The sequence below is a fragment of the Lacticaseibacillus thailandensis DSM 22698 = JCM 13996 genome (assembly GCF_001312865.1).
In the GTDB taxonomy this organism is placed as follows: domain Bacteria; phylum Bacillota; class Bacilli; order Lactobacillales; family Lactobacillaceae; genus Lacticaseibacillus; species Lacticaseibacillus thailandensis.
The window spans coordinates 704025-723794 of record NZ_BBER01000001.1; the positions used below are offsets into that span (position 1 = coordinate 704025).

Sequence of the window (19770 nt, forward strand, 5' to 3'; positions counted from 1 at the left end):
CTTACTTACCGGTAGGGGCCTTGAGCGTCACCCCGCTACCTGCCGTGCTTACTTTGACCCCTGCATCCACCAACTGACTGTACTGCGCACCACTAATAAACCCTTTGTCCCGCATCTCCCCCAACGATTGTGGCGTACCCGCATCATCCATGTCGGGCGTTTGCACCTCTAGCTGTGCGTTCACACTGCGCACAATTGTGGCCACGTTCTTTGCTTCCGCGTGCTGCATTTGCCCCTTTACCGTCACGATCAACGTAATCGTCAAGATGACGATTACCGCCAAAGCCGCCAGCACCTCGATCAACGTAAACCCCCGCCGTTGACGTTTACCGTTTACCATCATTTAAAATTCCCCCCAAGATTTGAATACAGGGGCAACAGCAAGTTGGTGTACATCACCACGATCTGCGCCCCGATTACTACGAATAAAAGTGGTTGAATCAACGCTAGCATTTTGTTCATCCGGGCCTGGAGATCCATAAAGAGGCCCTTAGCGTACGTTTCGACGGCGTGGGTAAATTCGCCCTCACTTTGCCCCAAGGCCAACAACCGCACGATTCCCTTCGGTACCAACGGATCCCGCAACACGATACTTAACCCGTCACCATCGGCCAAACCGGCCACCACGCGCTGCCCAAACGACGTTAGTGGCCCCGCATCTAACTGCGCGAGGTAACGACAATATCCGGCCAGGTCCTGCCCGCCCCGCAGGAACGTCCCGGCACCGACCGTAAATTCGTACTGGTAGTACCGCGTCATCATTCCACCAACTACGGGGCAATGGCGCAGCATATGGTACCGACCGTTCCGGTCTAGGACCCGAATAAACCAAACTACTCCTACCACCAGCAGTATGATTACGACGGCCGTCAGAATCTGTGGCCAGGGCACTGCCGGTTGTTGTTCGGTCAGCTGGGGCAGCACCCAGTACACAATACCTACCTCCAGACAACCCAAAACCGCCAATAGCACCAGCGGGTAAATTAGCAGTTGCCACAGGCGGCCCCGCGTCCTTTGCAGTAACTGTAAATATTGGGCAGTGGTCATTAACGTGCCCGCTAAATCACCATGCGCCCCCGCCAAGCTACCTGGGTTGCAACCACGGGCGCAAATCCCACCGCCTGCATGGCCTGTGCTAACTCCGTGCCACTACTGACAGCATCAGTAAGGGCCGTAAAGGTCGGCGCGCGGCGTGGCCACCGGACCGTTAAAAACGTCAGGGCGTCACCCACGGTAAACCCTGAGGTCATCAACGTCCCCATGTGTTCGCACACCTCTGCTTGGATACTAACGGGCAACCGTTTAATCCCCATGACCATCCTCCCGCTCTACCTGAACCGCTGTTTCCTGCCCGTCATACCACCGCCATAACGATACCCGTGGCTGGACGGGTGGCCCGGGCTCCAAGCTTACCTGAGCCGACGCACGTAACGCCCCATCGATCAGGTTGGCCGGGACACCCAAACTGCGCATGCGCAGCGGTACATCCAACGGCCCCCGCGTATGCAAAGTTGCTAGCACAATGTGCCCCGCCAACGCCGCCTCACACGCTGCCAAGGCTGTTTCCTCATCCCGTAATTCCCCGATGACCACCACGTCCGGTCGGTGGCGCAATGCCGCTTTGAGTAACGCGGCATACGTCATGCCCGCTGCCGCGTTCACCTGTAATTGCAGAAACTCCGGTTCGTGGATCTCTACCGGGTCCTCGATGGTCATCACCATCCGGCAGTCAGCCAACACCTTGGCCACCTGGTACATCAACGTGGTCTTCCCTGAACCCGTCGGCCCGGTCATCACCATTAGCCCTCGCTGACGCAAAATTTCCACCAATACCGCTACCACGGGTTGGGTCACCGCATTCAGCGCCGGTACTGGGGCAATCAGCCGTACCACTAGCGATTCAGCGTTTTGAAAGTCCCCAGTGGCACTTAACCGTAAGTAACACCCCACTTCGGGACACAGCCAAGCGCCCTGCTGAACCCGCCGGTGCTCCGAGACGTTCATCCCCGCATGGTACTTTAGATAATTGATCCACCGTTTCCCCACGCTCAACGGCACTTTTTGTACGTCAGCGAGCACCCCCGGATAGCGCACCACCACCCGGTAATGATCACTAGCGGGCAGTAAGTACACATCGCTAGCGGCTTCAACGTGCGCGTCAAACAGCACCGACAAAATTTCGTTCACATACATCACCTCCTCACGCAGAGTAATTTCGCAAAATGGCAGTGTTGACTACCGCAGCCAAAATTTTTTTTGTCCAACCCTGCGCGCTTGCACGCATCTGCTTTAACCACGCAAAAAAGGTCCCGGACACGCAGCCAAGTGGCTGCCCATCCGGGACCCAATCATCATTAAATTAACAAAGCAATCACGTAAGTGTAGCGGCCTTACTCACTGCCCTTTTTATTCAGCAGTTTCGTCTTCTGGCCACTCGGCGTTAGTGTACACGTCGGTCACGTCATCCAGTTCGTCCAGTGCATCCAGCATGCCTTGGAAAGTTTCCGCTTTGTCAGCCGGAACCTCAACCTTGTTTTGCGGAATCATGGCCAAATCGGCGGATTCAAACTTGTACCCCTTCGCCGCTAGCTCATCGCGCACCGTCGTGAATTCCTTTGGATCAGTCAAAACGGTAAACTCGTCGTCAGTTGACTGCAGGTCATCCCCACCAGCCTCCAAGACGTCTTCGAGCATGTCGTCTTCAGACTTATCCAGGTCCTCACGACTAATAACAATCTGTCCCATACGGTCGAACATGTACGCAACGGCACCAGCGCCAGCCATCGTGCCACCGTGACGGGTAATCGCTACCCGCACGTCTGAACTGGTCCGGTTCTTGTTATCAGTCATGGCCTCAACGAAAATACCAATACCGTTTGGCCCGTAACCTTCATAGGTTACTTCATCGTAACTTGTGTCGTCTCCGCCTTCAGCTTTGTCCAGCGCTCGCTTAATGTTGTCTTTCGGCATGTTCGCGGCCTTGGCTTTGTCCATCATCAACCGCAGTTGGGGATTGCCGTCAGGGTCCGAACCACCTTGCTTTGCAGCCATGAATAACTCACGGGAGATTTTTTTGGAAAATTTTGCCGCGCTTAGCATCCTGAGCGCTCTTGCGCCCTTGGATGTTATGCCACTTGGAATGTCCTGACATGAATAAACCCTCTTTCTACGGTATGTGTGAAACGCAAAATCGTTAATAGTATAGCAAATACCCCGCCTTAGTTCAATGCCCGCCGACGCCGGCATGCAAGTAATAGCACGATGACCAGCAACATGCCGCAAACGGCCCCGGTGGTATCTAGAATCACGTCTTGAAACAAAGGCGACCGGTCACCGGTCAACATTTGGTGGAACTCATCCAACGCTGCACAGCCCGCGCAGGTTAGCGGCACCATGACCACGCGTAACCACCAAGCGGGGATGTGGCGGCGGGTTCCCATGTACAGCGACAGGCCCAGGATAAAGTACGAACCAAAGTGGGCACACTTGCGCATAATGAACTGTAAGACCCCAAAGTAGCCCTCACTAGCCACACTCACCACACTGCCCGCATAGTGCCAATGGATGGCCGCCACCAGGTGGTAACCAGGCTTACTCGGCAATAACCGTGCTAATAGTGGGGCCGCATTTTGCTGGTGAAAGGTCATTGAGCTACTGATAAATAGCATTAACAGTACGAATAACGCCAGCACCAACCAGCCGTTGCGCCGTACGCCGCCCCAAAATGTCCGCATCGATTTACCCCCAAAAACAATTTGCCTACGCCCTAGTGTAGCTAAATTGTCGGGCCAAACCAAGTCCACCAGACAGGATGGGGCCATTTTTAATTACGGCAAAGAAAAAAAAGCCACCCACAGCGGGTAGCTTCTTTGCAATATGGGCACTCGGTGGGTAGTACCTATACCAGGCCGTCACCACTAGCTGACTACTCCACCGTCACTGACTTCGCCAGGTTCCGGGGACGGTCAACGTCGTACCCACGATCCAGACTGGCGTAGTAAGCAAGCAACTGGCACGGAACGATCAACGCTAGCGGTGCCAGGGACGGGTTGAGGTCATCAATCACCAGGTCATCCCCAGGTTCGGCCAGCGACCGGGTAGCAATTCGTAGCACGTGTGCACCACGCGCTGCTGCCTCCGTGGCATTTGCCCGTGTGTGCGCAGCAGTGACCGGATCACTGATCAAGGCGATCACTGGAGTCCCGTTTTCGATCAAGGCGATGGTCCCGTGCTTCAATTCACCAGCAGCAAAGCCTTCCGCCTGTACGTAAGAAATTTCCTTGAGCTTTAGCGCGGCCTCGAGGGCGACGTAATAGTCCAACCCGCGTCCAATGTAAAAAGCATTGCGGGTGGTAGCCAAAGCACTCTTAGCCAATTCGTGCACCGTGTCCTTGGCGTCGACAAGCGTCTGTTGTGTAGCCGCAATCAAGCCCAGCTCGTGGGCAAGGTTCCAATCTGCGGCCGCCTGTACGTGCTTAGCCACACCCAACGCCTTCGCAACCAGCGCCGTAGTGGCCACCTGGGCCGTGTACGCTTTGGTGGAAGCCACCGCAATTTCTGGACCCGCGTGCAGGTTCAACGCGTAATCAGCTTCACGCGCCAACGTGGAGGTCGGTACGTTGGTGATGGTCAAAGTTGGGAATCCTTGCGCCTTAACTTTGACCAGCACCTGGCGAATGTCAGCCGTTTCCCCACTTTGGGTCAGAAAGACAAACATCGGCTTGCCCGCTAACAGCGGTTGGTGGTAACCAAATTCGGAGGCCAAGTAGGCACTGGCGGGCATGTGGGCGTATTCCTCCATCAACGCTGCCCCAACTAGACTAGCGTGGTAGCTGGTCCCGGCAGCCACAAAGTACAACCGGTCCGCGGCCGCCAACGCCTGGGTCAGTTCGGCGGACAAGTTCACCGTGCCGTTCTCATCAGTGTAAGCAGCTAACAGGCGCCGCATGACGACGGGCTGCTCATCAATTTCCTTGAGCATGTGGAATGGGTACGTTCCGAGGTCACCGTCACCCTCACTCACATCAACGATGAACGTGTCACGGCTAACCGGCTGGCCATTGATATCCATGAGTTGAACGCTACCAGCCCGCAGTACGCCCAGTTCCTGGTCGTGAATTTCCATAAATTCATGCGTCCGGTCCAACAGGGCCAACGCGTCACTACCCACGGCGTTGAAGCCATCACCAACCCCAATGAGGAGTGGGGACTTGTTCTTAGCCACGTACAACGTGTCCCCATCATCACGGTCTGCCAGGGCAAAGGCGTACGAGCCATCCACCAGCTGCATCACGTGCCGCAAAGCGTCGGTCACCGTCGCCCCCTCCTGAACGAACCGGGCTAGTAGCTGCACGGCAACTTCAGTATCAGTATCGCTGGCCATCGTCACGTCAGCCAGATACTGGTCACGCAAAGCGGCCACGTTCTGCAGGACACCGTTATGTACTAAGTAGAAACGGCCGTCAGCGGAAACGTGCGGGTGCGCGTTAGCAATCGTGGGCTTACCATTAGTAGCCCAACGCGTGTGTCCGATACCCAACGTGCCCGTTAGGGTCGCTGGCACCTTCGCTTCTAGACGCTTGATGCGACCAACCTCTTTGATCAATTGTCCACCACTGTGCCGATCATGCACAAAAATACCGGCCGAATCGTAACCACGGTACTCCAGCCGCTCTAGCCCCTTCAGCAACACTTGCGTTGCATTAACATTGCCAACCACACCAATGATTCCACACATTTTGCTAACTCCCATTCTTTAATTGGTATAGACCTTATGTGAAATTTTCACATAATTGGTCGATAGGTAGAATGATAGCAGTACCGGCAATTTACGTCAACACATTAAATATTGGTATACCAAGCTAATTTGCAAATTGGTCTACCTTGAGTTAAAAAGTTTCCCCACTAAGGCCCGTAATTACGGGCACCCAACAAAAAAAAGTGGCCCACCAGAGGTAGACCACTTGTATTAATAAAAAAAATTTTGGCATTGATGTTTAGGCGCCCATTTCGGTCCGGACCACACGCGCGATGTCATCCACGTAGGCGCTAACCAGTTCCGGCGTCTTGGCTTCAGCCATAACTCGCAAGAGGCTTTCTGTACCACTAGGACGCACTAACACACGCCCGTCACCAGCCATACGGTCCTCAACGTCCTTAATGGCATCAGTGATGGCCGGGTAGTTCTTCCAGGAGTTCTTATCCTTGACCGGCACGTTCACCAGCTTCTGTGGATAAGTGTGCACCGGCGCCGCCAATTCGGACAGCGTCTTGCCCGTTGCTGCCATCACGGACAACAACTGAATCCCGGTCAGCATCCCGTCACCGGTGTTGTGGTAGTCAAAGAGGATAACGTGACCGCTTTGTTCACCACCGATGTTGTAACCGTGGGCACGCATCTCTTCAACGACGTGGCGGTCACCCACCGCAGTCTGGACGGAGTGCATCCCGTTGGCTTCAATGGCCTTGTACAAGCCCAGGTTACTCATAACGGTCGTCACGATGGTGTCCTTCTTCAACTGGCCCTGGCTCTTCATGTACGTGCCCAGAACAAACATGATCTTGTCACCATCGACAATGTTCCCGTGTTCATCCACAGCAATGCACCGATCGCCATCACCATCAAAAGCCAACCCAATCTGGGCACCCTTGTCCACCACGGCCTTAGCTAGGGCCTCAGGATGGGTGGAGCCCACACCATCGTTAATGTTGATGCCGTTAGGGGCCGTGGCCATGGTCTCAAAATCAACGTCTAGGTCACCAAAGAGGCGACTCACAATACCACTCGTGGCCCCATTAGCCCCATCGAGCACCACCTTGATGCCAGAAAGGTCCTCGTTGACCGTCTGCTCTAGGAACTGCGTGTACTTCTGGATGCCTTCAGGATAAGCAGCCACAGTGCCCAGCCCCTTTGCGCTTGGACGCGGCAACGTATCCACCTTTGCGTCAAGGTAAGCCTCAATTTCGTCTTCAGTATCGTCCGACAGTTTGTAGCCGTCAGGACCGAAGAACTTGATCCCGTTGTCCTGTGCGGGATTGTGAGAAGCAGAAATCTGAATCCCCGCCGCAGCGCCCTGCACCTTAATGAGGTAAGCCACTGCGGGGGTCGTGATCACTCCCAACGACAATACCTCAATACCAACGGACAGCAGTCCCGCAATGAGGGCATCCGCCAACATCTGACCCGAAATTCGGGTATCCCGTGCGACCAATACCAACGGCGTCTCACCGTTCTCCTGGTGCTTCGTGAGCACATACCCACCAGCGCGTCCTAGCTTGAAAGCTAGCTCGGGCGTCAACGTCTCATTTGCCACACCACGTACACCGTCAGTACCAAAATACTTAGTCATTATTTCTCCTCGTTTCTGCGTTTTACCGCGTAACTACGTTTACCATTTTATTACTTTTAGACTACTTTGTGCTACTACTGCCGCTACTTGATGAACTATTCACGCTGCTGGAAGTACTGCTACTTGCCGCGCTACTGCTGCTCGACGAACTCGAACTTACTGATGCACTACTCGCAGAATCACTGCTTGCAGCGCTTGACGCCGCACTAACTTCACCCGCTTCGCTACTATTTTCGGTTGTCACTTTCAGGTTCACCTTAATATCATTGGGGTCCGCGTTCACCAGGTTAGGGTAAATATTCGTCACGCGCACCGTTTTGGTCGTGCTACTCGTCACGTTGCTGACCTCCACCGGTAACGTTAACGTGTCCAGTTTGGCCAGCACGGACCGACTACCATAAATGCGGACACTATCCGTACTGCTCTTGAGCGTGACGGCGCGGTTTTTAGCGACCGACCCGGTTTGCTTAAACTCGACGCCCACCTTTTTGCTTGGCAAGCTGACTGGCAACATGACCTTCACGGTTTCTGGTAACACAATGACGTTCAAAGTATCACCATTACTGTCAACCGCCTGCACCGAAACGGTTTGGGTCACGTCCTTACGCGTATTGTGGCTCAGCGCCACCGTCGCCACGACCTTATTGATTCGCTTGATCTCTTCTCGCGAGCCGGAGACCCGGACGGAGTTTGTCGATAATTTTGGCGTGCCCACCTCGTAACCATCGGCGAGTGCATCCACGTTGTACTTGACCTCAATTGGCATGGTCCGGTTGACCCGCTTTTGAATATTCACGGTGATGGTCGCCGGTGAAATTTTGTAGTTCAAAGTCCGATTCAGGCCCTCCTCCGTCAGCTTGACGCGGTGCTTGCCCACACCTAACTGGCTCAAATTAGCCACGACTCGAAAATTCTGCGTGTTCTTCACCGCGGTCACCAGCGCAGAGCTGCCCGACACACGCACCTTGACGTTTTGCGGGTACCCAGTAATAAAGTACTTCGTCGTATCCGCGTTTAACTGTAGCGGGACCTTAACCGTCGCCGACCGGGTCGCCAAGAGCGAACTGTTGGCCGTACCACTTTGTCGTGTGTTGTTGACCTGCTTGGTGTTCACGTAGAAAAAGATGCCCAGCGCCAGCACCAACGACAGGAGACGGTAAACCCACTTGCTTTCCCAAAACTTATTCATTTGCGCGCCCCCTTCCGGTTAACACCCAAAATGAAATCACGAATTGGGTTGTGCTTCTCCTCGTCCTCAGCCGGGACCAATTGTGCCGTCAAAAAGGCAGGTAATCCTCGCGCGACAGGTCAATCATTAGGTGGGAATTGTTAGTGATGGTCACCCCACCAGTTTCTTCGGAAACCACGACCGTCACCGCGTCCGTCACTTCACTGATTCCGACCGCCGCACGGTGCCGGGTGCCTAAACTCTTAGGAATCGCGTTACTTTCCGACAACGGCAAGTAGGCCGCAGCCACGGCGATACGGTTATCCCGAATAATAACCGCTCCGTCGTGTAATGGGGTGTTGGGAATAAAGGTGTTGATGAGCAACGCCCCACTGACTTCCGCGTCAATGGGGATCCCGGTCTCTATGTATTCTTCTAGTCCGGTATTCATCTGAATGGTAATCAGCGCCCCAATGCGTCGTTTACTCATGTACTGAATTGCCTGATCGAGTTGCTCCACTAACCGCTTGCCGGTATCGTGCTGGCTTTCCGCACCGTAACTAAACAAACCGCCGCGACCCAGATGTTCCAGTCCACGCCGAATTTCTGGTTGGAAAATAATGACGATGGCCACCACCGACCAACTGATAATTTGGTCCAAAATAAAGGATACGGCCCGTAGTTGTGCGCCCCAGGCAATGAGGCGAATCACCACGATAACCAAAATCCCGCGGAACAGCTGGACGGCTTTAGTACCGCGCAACAACATTATCAAACGGTACAAGAAATACCAGACCACCAATATGTCAACGATGTTCGCTAGCGTTGACCAGGTGAAAAACTGGGTGAATAATTCCTTCATCCTCAATGCCTCCATACAATGCGTAACTGTGGACATTATAGCATGGACCAGGACACGATTGGGCGTGAATTGCCCGTGTGACCATTGATGGGGGCTCCCCGTGCTCAGCCGGCAATAATGAGTCCGGGTGCGCAACACAAAAGCACCCGCCACTGAGTGACGGGTGCTTAACGGACGTTAAATCACACAACTTTCACAATCATTACTACCGACTTCCTGTTCATCATCCGTAAATGTCCGGATGTAGTAGATCGACTTGATCCCCTTATAGTGGGCGTAGTTCCGCAGAATGTTGAGATCCCGCGTGGTCATCTTGTTGGTCCGCCCCTTCTTCCACGGATACAGCCCTTCCGGAATCGTGCTCCGCATGAACAACGTTAACGACAACGACTGATCCACGTGTTGCTGTGCCGCCGCGTACACGTCGATCACCTTACGCATATCGGTGTCGTATGCACTCTTGTAGTACGGCAACGTGTCGTTGGACAAACCGGCAGCCGGATAGAAGATTTTCCCAATCGTCTTTTCCTGGCGGTCCTCGATCCGGTTAATGATCGGGTGCAATGATGAACTGGTGTCGTTGATGTAACTAATTGAACCGTTGGGTGCTACTGCCATCCGGTTCTGGTTGTACAAACCGTACCGCATGACGTCGGCACGCAACTGCCGCCAATCAGCCACCGTCGGAATGTGGATATCCTTGAAGAGCGCCTGTACCTGCGGGTTGTGCGGTTGCCAATCATCGTTGATGTAGCGGTCAAAGTAAGAACCATCGGCGTACTTGCTCCGATCAAAGTGGTAGAACGATTCGCCACGTTCCCGAGCAATTTTATTGGACGCTACCAACGTGTAGTAGTTCAAGCACAGGAAGTAGACACTAGTAAACTCAATGGACTCAGGCGAACCATATTCCATGTGGTTGAGGGCAAAGAACGTGTGCAACCCCATCGCGCCGAGTCCAATCGAGTGTGCGCGGTGATTGCCGTGCTGTACGGACGGCACCACGTCAATGTTGCTTTCATCAGACACAAAGGTCAATGCGCGTACCATGGCCTCGACCGCCCGGCCAAAGTGCTTGGTCTTCATCAGGTTGGGAATGTTTGTGGAACCCAGGTTGCAGGAGACGTCCGTACCCAACACATCGTAACCTTGCTGGTTGTTGATCTTGGAGGGTTCCTGGACCTGCATGATTTCCGAGCACAGATTACTCATGATGATCTTGCCGTCAATTGGGTTAGCCTTGTTGGCGGTATCCACGTTCATAATGTACGGGTAACCGGATTCTTGTTGCAACCGCGAAATTTCGTTTTCCAGGTTCCGCGCCTTGATCTTGTACTTCTTGATTTTCGGATTAGCAACCAACGCGTCGTATTCCTTGGTAATATCCACGTAAGAAAACGGCTTGCCGTACTCGCGTTCCACCGAGTATGGCGAGAACAGGTACATGTCCGCGTTGTCACGCACCAGTTCATAGAACTTGTCTGGCACGATCACACCTAAGCTCAGGGTCTTCACGCGGTACTTTTCGTCGGCATTTTCCTTCTTGGCCCCTAAAAAGTTGATGATGTCGGGATGGAACACGTTAAGGTAAACCACACCGGCACCCTGACGTTGACCCAACTGGTTGGAATACGAGAAGGAATCTTCCAGCAGCTTCATGACGGGCAAGACCCCACTAGCAGCACCCTCAATGCCCTTGATGGGTGCCCCGGCTTCACGCAGGTTGGAGAGCGTCAGACCCACGCCACCACCGATGCGGGACAGCTCCAAAGCGGAGTTAATGGCACGACCGATGGAATTCATATCGTCAGTCACCTGCAATAAGAAACAGGAGACCAGCTCACCACGGCGAGCACGCCCCGCGTTTAAGAAGGATGGGGTCGCCGGCTGGTACCGCTGGTGAATCATTTCCTCCGCGAGGTCGTGGGCTAAGGCCTCGTTACCGTCCGCAAAGTACAGCGCGTTGGCAAACACCCGGTCCTTGAAGTCCTCCAGGTAGTACTCACCATCGTTGGTCTTGAGCGCGTACTGGGCGTAGTACTTGTAAGCGGCCATGAAGGACTTAAACTGAAAGTGTTGATCCTTTAAGTATTGGTACAAGTTTTCTTTAAATCCCGCACTATACTTGTCGAGAAACGCCGCCTCGTAATAATCGTGATCCACGAGGTAGTCCAACCGCTCAGCCAGTGAACCAAAGCGCTTAGTGTTGGGCTCCACGTTCTCGGCCAAAAAAAGCTACCAGTGCTTCCTTATCCTTGTTAAGCGGGATCTGCCCGTTAACGGGAATGTTAATTTCGTTATTTAGTTTGTAATATGAAACCTGCTCAGGTGAAATTGATTTAAGTGACATATTGTACCTACTTTCGTACCGTGTGACGGGAAATAAAAAAAACAGCTGGCCGCCTTTAGACAGCCAACTGCTTCAACACATCCGGACGGAAACCGGTGATGGCTTCCATTCCGTCCGCTTCGAGTACCGGCGTCATCTTGAAGCCCTGATTCTTAAGGTAGTTCACGTATTCAGGTTCCTCGTTGATGTTGTGTTCGGTATAATTAATGTTGTGCTCGTCCAGAAACCGCTTCGTCATGCGGCACCGTGGGCAACCATTTTTGGTAAATAAAGTAACGTTGCGCATATCCATCAGTCCTTTGATTTCGTAAGTATGCCATTATGATACCCAATATAGTGTGCTTGGTCAACCACAACACCACATCTTGTGTTGTGTAATTTCGTGAAAGTGCCCGTATCATCGCATTAATACGTCCAAAACTTTTTTGGCGGCATTTCACTTGCACCATATATAGCATATATTACCCCCAAAAAAAGCGCGTTTACACACCATATATTGTGTGCTAATCTAAGGCATACCACCGGTGGTACTAGTATCCGTACATACAATCGCCGTGCCACCGTAATTTAGCGGTAAAACCGCAAGGAGGTTCTTCATTTGACTGATTTAGTAAAGAAGTTCGCGGGTGTTGATGATTACAAGGCGGTGAATTGGGACCGGGTCAACGACGCCATTGACAAGGCGACGTGGGAAAAACTGACCGAACAGTTCTGGTTGGACACCCGCATCCCCGTATCTAACGACATGGACGACTGGCGCGAGTTGGATACCGACCACCAGTGGGTCGTGGGCCACGTCTTCGGCGGCCTGACCCTGTTGGACACGGTGCAATCACAAGACGGCATGCAGGCGTTGCGCCAGAATGTCGTGACCCCACACGAAACCGCCGTTTTGAACAACATCCAGTTCATGGAGTCAGTGCACGCTAAGAGTTACTCCACCATTTTCTCGACGTTGAACACGCCTGACGAAATTGACGAGATTTTCCAGTGGTCCGACACTGAGGACTTCCTCCAGGCTAAGGCTAAGACCATCGTGGATATTTACCGTAACGATCCGGATCACCTGCACAAAAAGGTCGCCAACGTCTTCCTGGAAACCTGCCTCTTCTATAGTGGTTTCTACACACCATTGTACTACTTAGGCAACAATAAGTTGAACAACGTGGCCGAAATCATCAAGCTGATTTTGCGTGACGAATCCGTACATGGCACTTACATTGGTTACAAGTACCAGGTAACTTACGACCAGTTGACCGACGCCGAAAAGCAGGCCCAGGATGACTGGGCTTACGACTTGTTGTACAGCCTCTTTGAAAATGAGACGAACTACGCCAAGCTCGTTTACGACCAGGTTGGCTGGACGGACGAAGTCATGACGTTCGTGCAGTACAACGCGAACAAAGCCTTGATGAACCTCGGTAAGGAGCCCATCTTTGACACCACGGCCAGTGACGTTAACCCCGTCATTATGAACGGGATCAACACCACAACCTCTAATCACGACTTCTTCTCCCAGGTTGGTAACGGCTACCTGTTGGGCCAAGTCGAAGCCATGAACGACGATGACTACCTCATCGGTTTGGACGCAGACGCACAGAAAAATGAGAAAAAAAGGTGATCGTTAATGGCAGCGCCAATCAACGTAGTATTTATCAGCATTAGCGGCAACACGCGCGCATTCACCAAGCTGTTGACGCAGTACGCAGCCCAGGCCCAAGCAGCCGATCCGGATGCACGCGCCATCAACTTCTACGAATATACGGAACAATTCGACGAGCGGGTATTGGACGCGGGTCCTTACTTTGTGATGGTCCCAACCTACCTCGACGGTGGTGACGGTATGCACACGGGGTATGAGGAAACGCTAACGGTTGACCTGCGCGACGAGTTGGATGACGGAAACACCGACAACCTTATTGGCATCGTTGGCAGTGGTAACCGTAACTTTAACGCCCAGTTTGGCTTGACGGCTAAGCACTACGCTAACCGGTACAACAGCCCCCTGATCGGTCTGTTCGAACTGCGTGGCAACAAGGAAGAAGCAGAACGCATCTACAACGCGATGGCTACGACCCTGACGGATTACGAACGGACGGGTGTGAAAAAGGCGTTGACGCGCGCTTAAGCTCAATTTGTTTTAACATTGTCGTCAAATGCTATTGACACGTTTCTCACATTGCTATAACATCATTGCCATAGAAGACGAGAGGAGTTTTCCCAATGAAACAAACATTGACCACAGTTACACGCAGTTTTGCCTTTTGGCGTTTCGGGTAATCATCCGGGGGCCAAGGGCTATTGAGCGTGGCACGCGGATGGAATAAAGCATCTGCGTGTGCCGGTGGTCAGCCAGTTTTATTAGGTCAACTACAGAACCACACCAGATGTTTCGCGTCGAGCGAAGTGCTGGGTGGTTCTTTTTTTTGCGCCGAGTAACTACCCCTCTCCACTCGGAGGGCTCACGTTAGCTAACCCGAGAGACGGTAGTCCGCTTCCACTCGGCAGTTAGGCCGGGACAGGTAACCAACCACCCACACCGCCGTATCGCCGCACCGTACCCGTGCTCAGCAGCCACTCCCTAGCCCTGCAGCCGCCCACAACCCCGTTTGTTTCCCCAAAACTCGTCCTCATCTGCCACTACATAGGCATTCAGAAAGGAAGTTATATCATGCCCACAACTAAACCAAGTTTGCTTCAGAACCTTGACCACACCTACGACGGCCTTGGGGCCAACCCCATCCGGGTTTTCGACGCCGAAGCCAGCAAAATCCTGCACGTGATCAAACTATCACTCGGGGAACCCGACTTTAACGTGCCCGAACACGTCAAGCAGGCCGCCATCGCCTCCATCAACAACGACGAATCGCACTATGGACCCTCCAACGGTTGGCCCAAGCTACGCCAGGCGGCGGCCGACTTTCTCCAGGACCGCTACGACTTGACCTACGATCCGAACACCGAAGTGGCCATTACCGTCGGCGCCACTGAGGGTCTCCACGCCGCGTTGGACACCCTGCTCAACCCGGGTGACCAGGTGTTGATGCCGAGTCCAACCTTCTCCCTGTACGACCAACTGGTGCGTATTAATGGTGCCGAACCCGTGTACGTAGATACTAGCAGCACCGGCTTTGTTTTTACCCCTGAGCAGCTCCGAGCAGGCATCGCCAAGTGTGATCACCTCAAAGTCGTCCTGCTGAACTTCCCGTCTAATCCCACCGGCGTCACCTACAACGAGGCCCAAGTCACAGCCCTGGCAGACGTCCTGCGCGATACCGACATCGCCGTCATCTCGGATGAAATTTACTCTGAACTGACCTATGAGGGGACCCACTACAGTTTTGCCAAGGCCCTACCCGAACAGACGTTGCTCATCAACGGGGTGTCCAAGTCTCACGCCATGACTGGCTGGCGGATCGGCTTCATCGCCGGCCCCGCGGAACTCATGCGCCGTGTCAGCCTCGCCCACGCCTTCAACGTGACGTCAGCATCCAATCCCGCCATGGCTGGGGCTTACGAAGCCCTCAGCACGGAAGCCGGACGGCAAGACACTTTGGCCATGAAGGCTGAGTACCTCAAACGGCGCGATTTTGTCGTCAAAAAAAATGCAGGCGATGGGCTTCGGCATTCCTAATCCCAACGGGGCGTTCTACGTCTTTGCCAAGATTCCTGATGACCTGATTCAAGACGACACCAAGTTCTGTTACGATTTAGTTCGCACCAGCGCCGTGGCCGTCATCCCCGGGGGCGGCTTCGGTCCCGGCGGTGAGGGTCACATCCGGCTCAGTTACGCTGCTTCAATGGCCAACCTCACCGAGGCCATGCGCCGGTTACAAACTTACGTTGACCAGTACCGGGCGGCACACCACGCCTAAGGAGGCCCACTGATGACTAAAATTTTAATGTATAGCGTCCGTGACGACGAGCAACCAGCCATCAAGGCGTACGCCGCCGCGCACAACGTCACCATTGATACGAACAACGTGGTCCTACACGCCGATACCGTCCAGTTAGCCCAGGGCTACGACGGCATCGTGATCCAGCAACGGGGGCCCATTGGTGATGATGCCGTGTATGCCCAACTGGCTAGCTATGGCATCCACCAACTGACCACCCGGACGGCCGGCGTGGACACCATTAACCTCGACGCGGCCAAAGCTGCGGGCTTAACGGTCACCAACGTGCCGGCATACTCGCCACGCAGCGTGGCTGAGCACGCCTTGATGTCCATTTTCCGAATTCTACGGCAAAGTCCCTTGATTGACGCCCGCGTGCGCCACAACAACTTTGACTTTAACGGTCTGCAGGCTAAAGAAATCCACTCCACCACCATCGGTATCATCGGTGCGGGGCGTATTGGTGGCACCCTGGCACGCCTCCTACACGCGCTGGGCGCCACCGTCCTGGCCTACGACGTCCAGGAACGTGATGAGTTGCGCGACGTGGTGACGTACACCACGAAGGCCGACCTGTTGGCTCGCGCCGATGTGGTCTCACTCCACGTTGACCTGAACCCCACTTCGACCAAACTCATCGGCGCTGAGGACTTCAAAATCATGCAGCCCACCGCCGGACTAGTCAACGCCAGCCGCGGCCCCGTCGTGGACACGCAGGCCCTGATTGACGCGCTACAGCACCACGAAATCGCCATGGCCGCCCTCGACACCGTTGAGGGCGAAGCGGCGGTCTTCACCCGTGATTTAAGCAAGGTCGGTCTGGACGCAAGTCCCCAGATCAAGGCGCTTAACGCTATGGACAACGTCATTTTGACCCCCCACATCGGTTTTTACACCAACATTGCGGTTCAAAACATGGTCGATATCGCACTCGATGACGTCCTGGCAATTTTGCGCGGCGATACCCCCAAAAACGCTATCTAATCCTGTGGCGACGCGCATAAGCGTGCCACTACACTGTACTTCCACCACGCTGAACAAGGAGAATCTTTATGAATACACGCACCGCACCATCCCGTCCCGGCATCAAGGCATTTACCCTCGACGTACTCAACGGCAGCAGCCTGGCGTCGTTCTCGCACTTATCCCTGCGGCTTTGACTAGCCAAATACTGGGACTCTTTCCTGGTAACCACATTGCCAGTGCTATCACCATGATGGTGACCGTCGTGCAGTCACTACTCGGCGTATTCGCGGCCATGGCGGTCGGCCACATGTTACGCCTCGGTACCCTGGATGCGGCTTGTATTGCTTTAGCCACGTTCGTTGCTTCTGGGGCCCTGACGACGACCAAGACCGGCTTTGCCTTAACGGTACTGGTTCCATCCTCAACATTATGCTGACGACCTTCATTAGTGCGGGCGTAGTAGTCCTGATTCACCAGCACCTAGGCCAGCTCAAAATGGTGGTGGAACCGACCCTCATTTTGATTGTCGGCGGTGGCATCGGCCTCATGACACTCCCCGCCATGACGGCGGTCCAAACATTCGTGGGTCAACTCGTCGCTAACGCCACTCACCTCACCCCAATTCTGATGGGGATAGTTCTCGGCATCATCTTCGGTATCTTGATCGTCAGCCCGTTGTCCTCGGTGGGTATTGCCACCGCGATCAGCCTCACGGGGACCGGTTCTGGGGCTGCCAACGCCGGTATCGTGGTCACCAGCTTTGTCTTAGCTTGGTTCGGTGCCACCGTGAACCCACTTGGGGGCACACTGGCGCACTTTCTCGGCTCACCCAAAATTCAGATGGCCAACATGCTCCGGCGTCCCCGGTTGTTCATTCCGGTGATTATGGGGTCGGGCCTGTGTGGTGGTGCGGCCAGCTGGTTGGGGATGAGCGGGACGCCGTTCTCCGCCGGCTTCGGCTTCTCGGGTCTGATTGGACCCCTGACTGCTCTGCAACAATCACATGGCCAGCTTGTGGGACTACGCGTGTTGCTGGCATTCGTCATCATCCCAGTCATCGTGTCCGTAGTGTTAAAATGGGGCTTTATCGACGGGTGGCACCTCATTGCGACTGATGACGTGCGGCTACCCAACGATTGATGTTCACCAACTCAGACGCAACTAGACCGCTGTCCAGACTGGATAGCGGTCTTTTTTGCCAGCATTCCCCGACTCACACCAAAAATGAGGTCTTTGTTACTTCCCCTTCCCCATGATTTAATCGCGGCGTCATAATAATTTGGCACGACAACGTGCCTACACTACACTGGATGGTGGAAACACGTTCCACTAGCGTCGCAGCAACATCAGCGACCTAAATACATCATGTAAGGGAGTAATATTGTGCCTCGTAAAATAGCAGTTATTGGTGTGGGTCACGTTGGTGAAGCCGTCGCCCACCAAATCGTCACCGAAGGTTTGACCGACCAGTTGGTACTCATTGACAAAGACGTCAAGAAACTGACGGCTGACTACCACGACTTTCTCGACGCGGCCGCTAACCTGACCCGCCACACGGACATCGTGATGAACGACTGGGACGCCGTGGCTGACGCTGACATCGTTATTTCGGCCGTCGGCAAAATCAACCTAATTACCCTCGACCACCCGGATCGCTTTGCTGAACTAAACTACACGTCCACCCAGGTCAAAGTCGTGGCCGAACACCTGCGTGCCGTGGGTTTTCACGGTCAAATTATTTGCATCTCCAACCCGTGTGACGTCATGACCATGATCTACCAGGAAGTAACCGGCTTACCGGCTAACCACGTCATGGGTACGGGGACGATGCTCGATTCTGCGCGCATGCGCCGCGCGGTTGGGCAAGCTTTCCGCGTTGACCCCCGTTCCGTCAGTGGCTACAACCTCGGCGAGCACGGCAACTCCCAGTTTACCGCCTGGTCCACCGTGAGCGTGCTGGGGCGTCCAATCACCGCCATTAAGGACGAGGTTGCGTTGGACCTCGATTCGGTCGAACATCATTCCAGCATGGACGCCTTTGACGTCTTTGCCGGAAAAGGTTACACGAGCTTCGGCATCGCGGCGGCAGCTAACCGTCTTGCGGACACGATTCTACGCGGCGCCCGGACGATGCTACCCGTCTCCAACTGGCGTGAAGATTTGCGGTGCTACCTATCCTTCCCGGTCATCGTGGGTGCCGACGGGGTGGAGCAACAAACCCAGTGGCAACTCACGCCTGACGAGCAGGCCAAGCTGGAGCACTCGGCTGACTGCATTAAGGAACACTTTGAACAGGTAATGCCCGTCAAAGCATAAACCACCACAAACAACGTTACGTAACGCGCAGGAGGCTGTGACCACACTATTGGTCATGGCCTCTTTTTTTTGTTAACACCGCCGAAGACAATTATTTTTAGTTAATTATTGCTATTTTCTTGATTTTTTTTCACATTTTAATGCCATTATTTTAATCGTTAATCAATTCAACGACGAAGGTGGATACATATTATGACGAGAAAGATTGCAATAATTGGTATGGGTAATGTTGGTGGCGCTGTCGCCCACCAGATCGTGGCCACTGGTCTGGCCGACGACCTGGTCATCATCGACGAGCGGACCGCCAAGTCCAATGCGGATGCGCTCGACTTTGCCGATGCGATGGCTAACTTGACCCACCACACCAACGTGGTTGCGAATGATTACGACGCAGTTGCGGATGCCGAAATCGTCATCTCCGCGGTGGGGAAGATTGACCTGCAGTCGGCCACCAACCCCGACCGTTTTGCGGAACTAAACTACACGTCCACCCAGGTAAAAGCGGTAGCCCACAACCTTAAGCGGGTGGGCTTCTACGGCAAGATCATTTGTATTTCTAACCCGTGTGACATTATGACCACTATTTATCAACAAATTACGGGTCTGCCGCACAACCACGTTATGGGTACGGGGACCATGCTGGATTCCGCGCGGATGCGCCGGGCCGTTGGTCACGCTTTGGACCTTGATCCCCGTTCCGTGACTGGTTATAACCTGGGGGAACACGGCAACTCCCAATTCACCGCTTGGTCCACAGTCCGCGTACTGGGCCACCCCATCACGGAACTGGTGGACAGTAAGCACCTCGACCTGGATGCCATCGACCAGGATTCCCGCATTGGTGGTTTCACGGTCTTCAAGGG

The 19770-nt window shown here is 54.0% G+C and carries 14 protein-coding genes and 5 pseudogenes; 7 read left to right on the plus strand and 12 right to left on the minus strand.

Annotation, left to right across the window (positions count from 1 at the left end; translation table 11 throughout):
- Nucleotide 1: 1 nt before the first annotated feature.
- From JCM13996_RS03430 to nrdH, 12 genes and pseudogenes are all read right to left on the minus strand, one after another.
- Nucleotides 2-343 carry a prepilin-type N-terminal cleavage/methylation domain-containing protein gene (locus JCM13996_RS03430; RefSeq protein ID WP_054749618.1) on the minus strand — a complete coding sequence of 114 codons (342 nt, stop codon included), beginning with the start codon at nucleotides 341-343 and terminating at the stop codon, nucleotides 2-4.
- Nucleotides 340-1047: a type II secretion system F family protein gene (locus tag JCM13996_RS03435; protein ID WP_054749620.1), complete on the minus strand. Its 708-nt coding sequence runs from the start codon at nucleotides 1045-1047 to the stop codon at nucleotides 340-342. Before JCM13996_RS03435 ends, JCM13996_RS03430 begins: the two co-directional genes overlap by 4 nt.
- A gap of 11 nt (nucleotides 1048-1058) precedes the next feature.
- Nucleotides 1059-1313: a hypothetical protein gene (locus tag JCM13996_RS03440; protein WP_054749623.1), complete on the minus strand. Its 255-nt coding sequence runs from the start codon at nucleotides 1311-1313 to the stop codon at nucleotides 1059-1061.
- Nucleotides 1303-2193, minus strand: a complete 891-nt coding sequence (locus JCM13996_RS03445; protein ID WP_082383782.1) for an ATPase, T2SS/T4P/T4SS family — start codon at nucleotides 2191-2193, stop codon at nucleotides 1303-1305. The genes JCM13996_RS03440 and JCM13996_RS03445 overlap by 11 nt, the downstream gene beginning before the upstream one ends.
- Nucleotides 2194-2406: 213 nt before the next feature.
- Nucleotides 2407-3151 (minus strand): annotated as a pseudogene (locus JCM13996_RS03450) (YebC/PmpR family DNA-binding transcriptional regulator).
- A gap of 67 nt (nucleotides 3152-3218) precedes the next feature.
- Nucleotides 3219-3734, minus strand: a complete 516-nt coding sequence (locus tag JCM13996_RS03455; RefSeq protein ID WP_054749625.1) for a VanZ family protein — start codon at nucleotides 3732-3734, stop codon at nucleotides 3219-3221.
- A gap of 191 nt (nucleotides 3735-3925) precedes the next feature.
- A complete protein-coding gene (gene glmS, locus JCM13996_RS03460; RefSeq protein WP_054749627.1) occupies nucleotides 3926-5737 on the minus strand; it encodes a glutamine--fructose-6-phosphate transaminase (isomerizing) in 1812 nt (603 codons plus the stop codon).
- 259 nt (nucleotides 5738-5996) lie between these two features.
- Nucleotides 5997-7349 (minus strand): phosphoglucosamine mutase, encoded by a 1353-nt coding sequence (glmM, locus tag JCM13996_RS03465; protein WP_054749629.1) that lies wholly within the window; start codon nucleotides 7347-7349, stop codon nucleotides 5997-5999.
- 61 nt (nucleotides 7350-7410) lie between these two features.
- Nucleotides 7411-8538 (minus strand): CdaR family protein, encoded by a 1128-nt coding sequence (locus tag JCM13996_RS03470; protein ID WP_054749631.1) that lies wholly within the window; start codon nucleotides 8536-8538, stop codon nucleotides 7411-7413.
- Nucleotides 8535-9379, minus strand: a pseudogene (cdaA, locus tag JCM13996_RS03475) (diadenylate cyclase CdaA). Before cdaA ends, JCM13996_RS03470 begins: the two are co-directional and overlap by 4 nt.
- Before the next feature lie 177 nt (nucleotides 9380-9556).
- A pseudogene (nrdE, locus tag JCM13996_RS03480) lies at nucleotides 9557-11729 on the minus strand (class 1b ribonucleoside-diphosphate reductase subunit alpha).
- A gap of 55 nt (nucleotides 11730-11784) precedes the next feature.
- Nucleotides 11785-12015 carry a glutaredoxin-like protein NrdH gene (gene nrdH, locus JCM13996_RS03485; protein WP_054749633.1) on the minus strand — a complete coding sequence of 77 codons (231 nt, stop codon included), beginning with the start codon at nucleotides 12013-12015 and terminating at the stop codon, nucleotides 11785-11787.
- A 312-nt stretch (nucleotides 12016-12327) separates the two neighbouring features.
- Between nrdH and nrdF the strand changes: the two genes are divergently transcribed.
- The 7 genes and pseudogenes from nrdF to JCM13996_RS03520 all read left to right on the plus strand — a co-directional run.
- A complete protein-coding gene (nrdF, locus tag JCM13996_RS03490) occupies nucleotides 12328-13350 on the plus strand; it encodes a class 1b ribonucleoside-diphosphate reductase subunit beta (protein ID WP_054749635.1) in 1023 nt (340 codons plus the stop codon).
- A gap of 6 nt (nucleotides 13351-13356) precedes the next feature.
- Nucleotides 13357-13857 carry a class Ib ribonucleoside-diphosphate reductase assembly flavoprotein NrdI gene (locus tag JCM13996_RS03495; protein ID WP_054749637.1) on the plus strand — a complete coding sequence of 167 codons (501 nt, stop codon included), beginning with the start codon at nucleotides 13357-13359 and terminating at the stop codon, nucleotides 13855-13857.
- 543 nt (nucleotides 13858-14400) lie between these two features.
- Nucleotides 14401-15604: pseudogene (locus JCM13996_RS03500) on the plus strand (aminotransferase class I/II-fold pyridoxal phosphate-dependent enzyme).
- A 12-nt stretch (nucleotides 15605-15616) separates the two neighbouring features.
- Nucleotides 15617-16609 (plus strand): D-2-hydroxyacid dehydrogenase, encoded by a 993-nt coding sequence (locus tag JCM13996_RS03505; RefSeq protein WP_054749640.1) that lies wholly within the window; start codon nucleotides 15617-15619, stop codon nucleotides 16607-16609.
- A pseudogene (locus JCM13996_RS03510) lies at nucleotides 16560-17731 on the plus strand (PTS sugar transporter subunit IIC). The gene JCM13996_RS03505 and the pseudogene JCM13996_RS03510 overlap by 50 nt, the downstream one beginning before the upstream one ends.
- A gap of 243 nt (nucleotides 17732-17974) precedes the next feature.
- A complete protein-coding gene (locus tag JCM13996_RS03515) occupies nucleotides 17975-18907 on the plus strand; it encodes an L-lactate dehydrogenase (RefSeq protein ID WP_054749642.1) in 933 nt (310 codons plus the stop codon).
- 192 nt (nucleotides 18908-19099) lie between these two features.
- On the plus strand, nucleotides 19100-19770 hold a 671-nt coding region (locus JCM13996_RS03520; protein WP_054749644.1), incomplete at its 3' end, for a lactate/malate family dehydrogenase.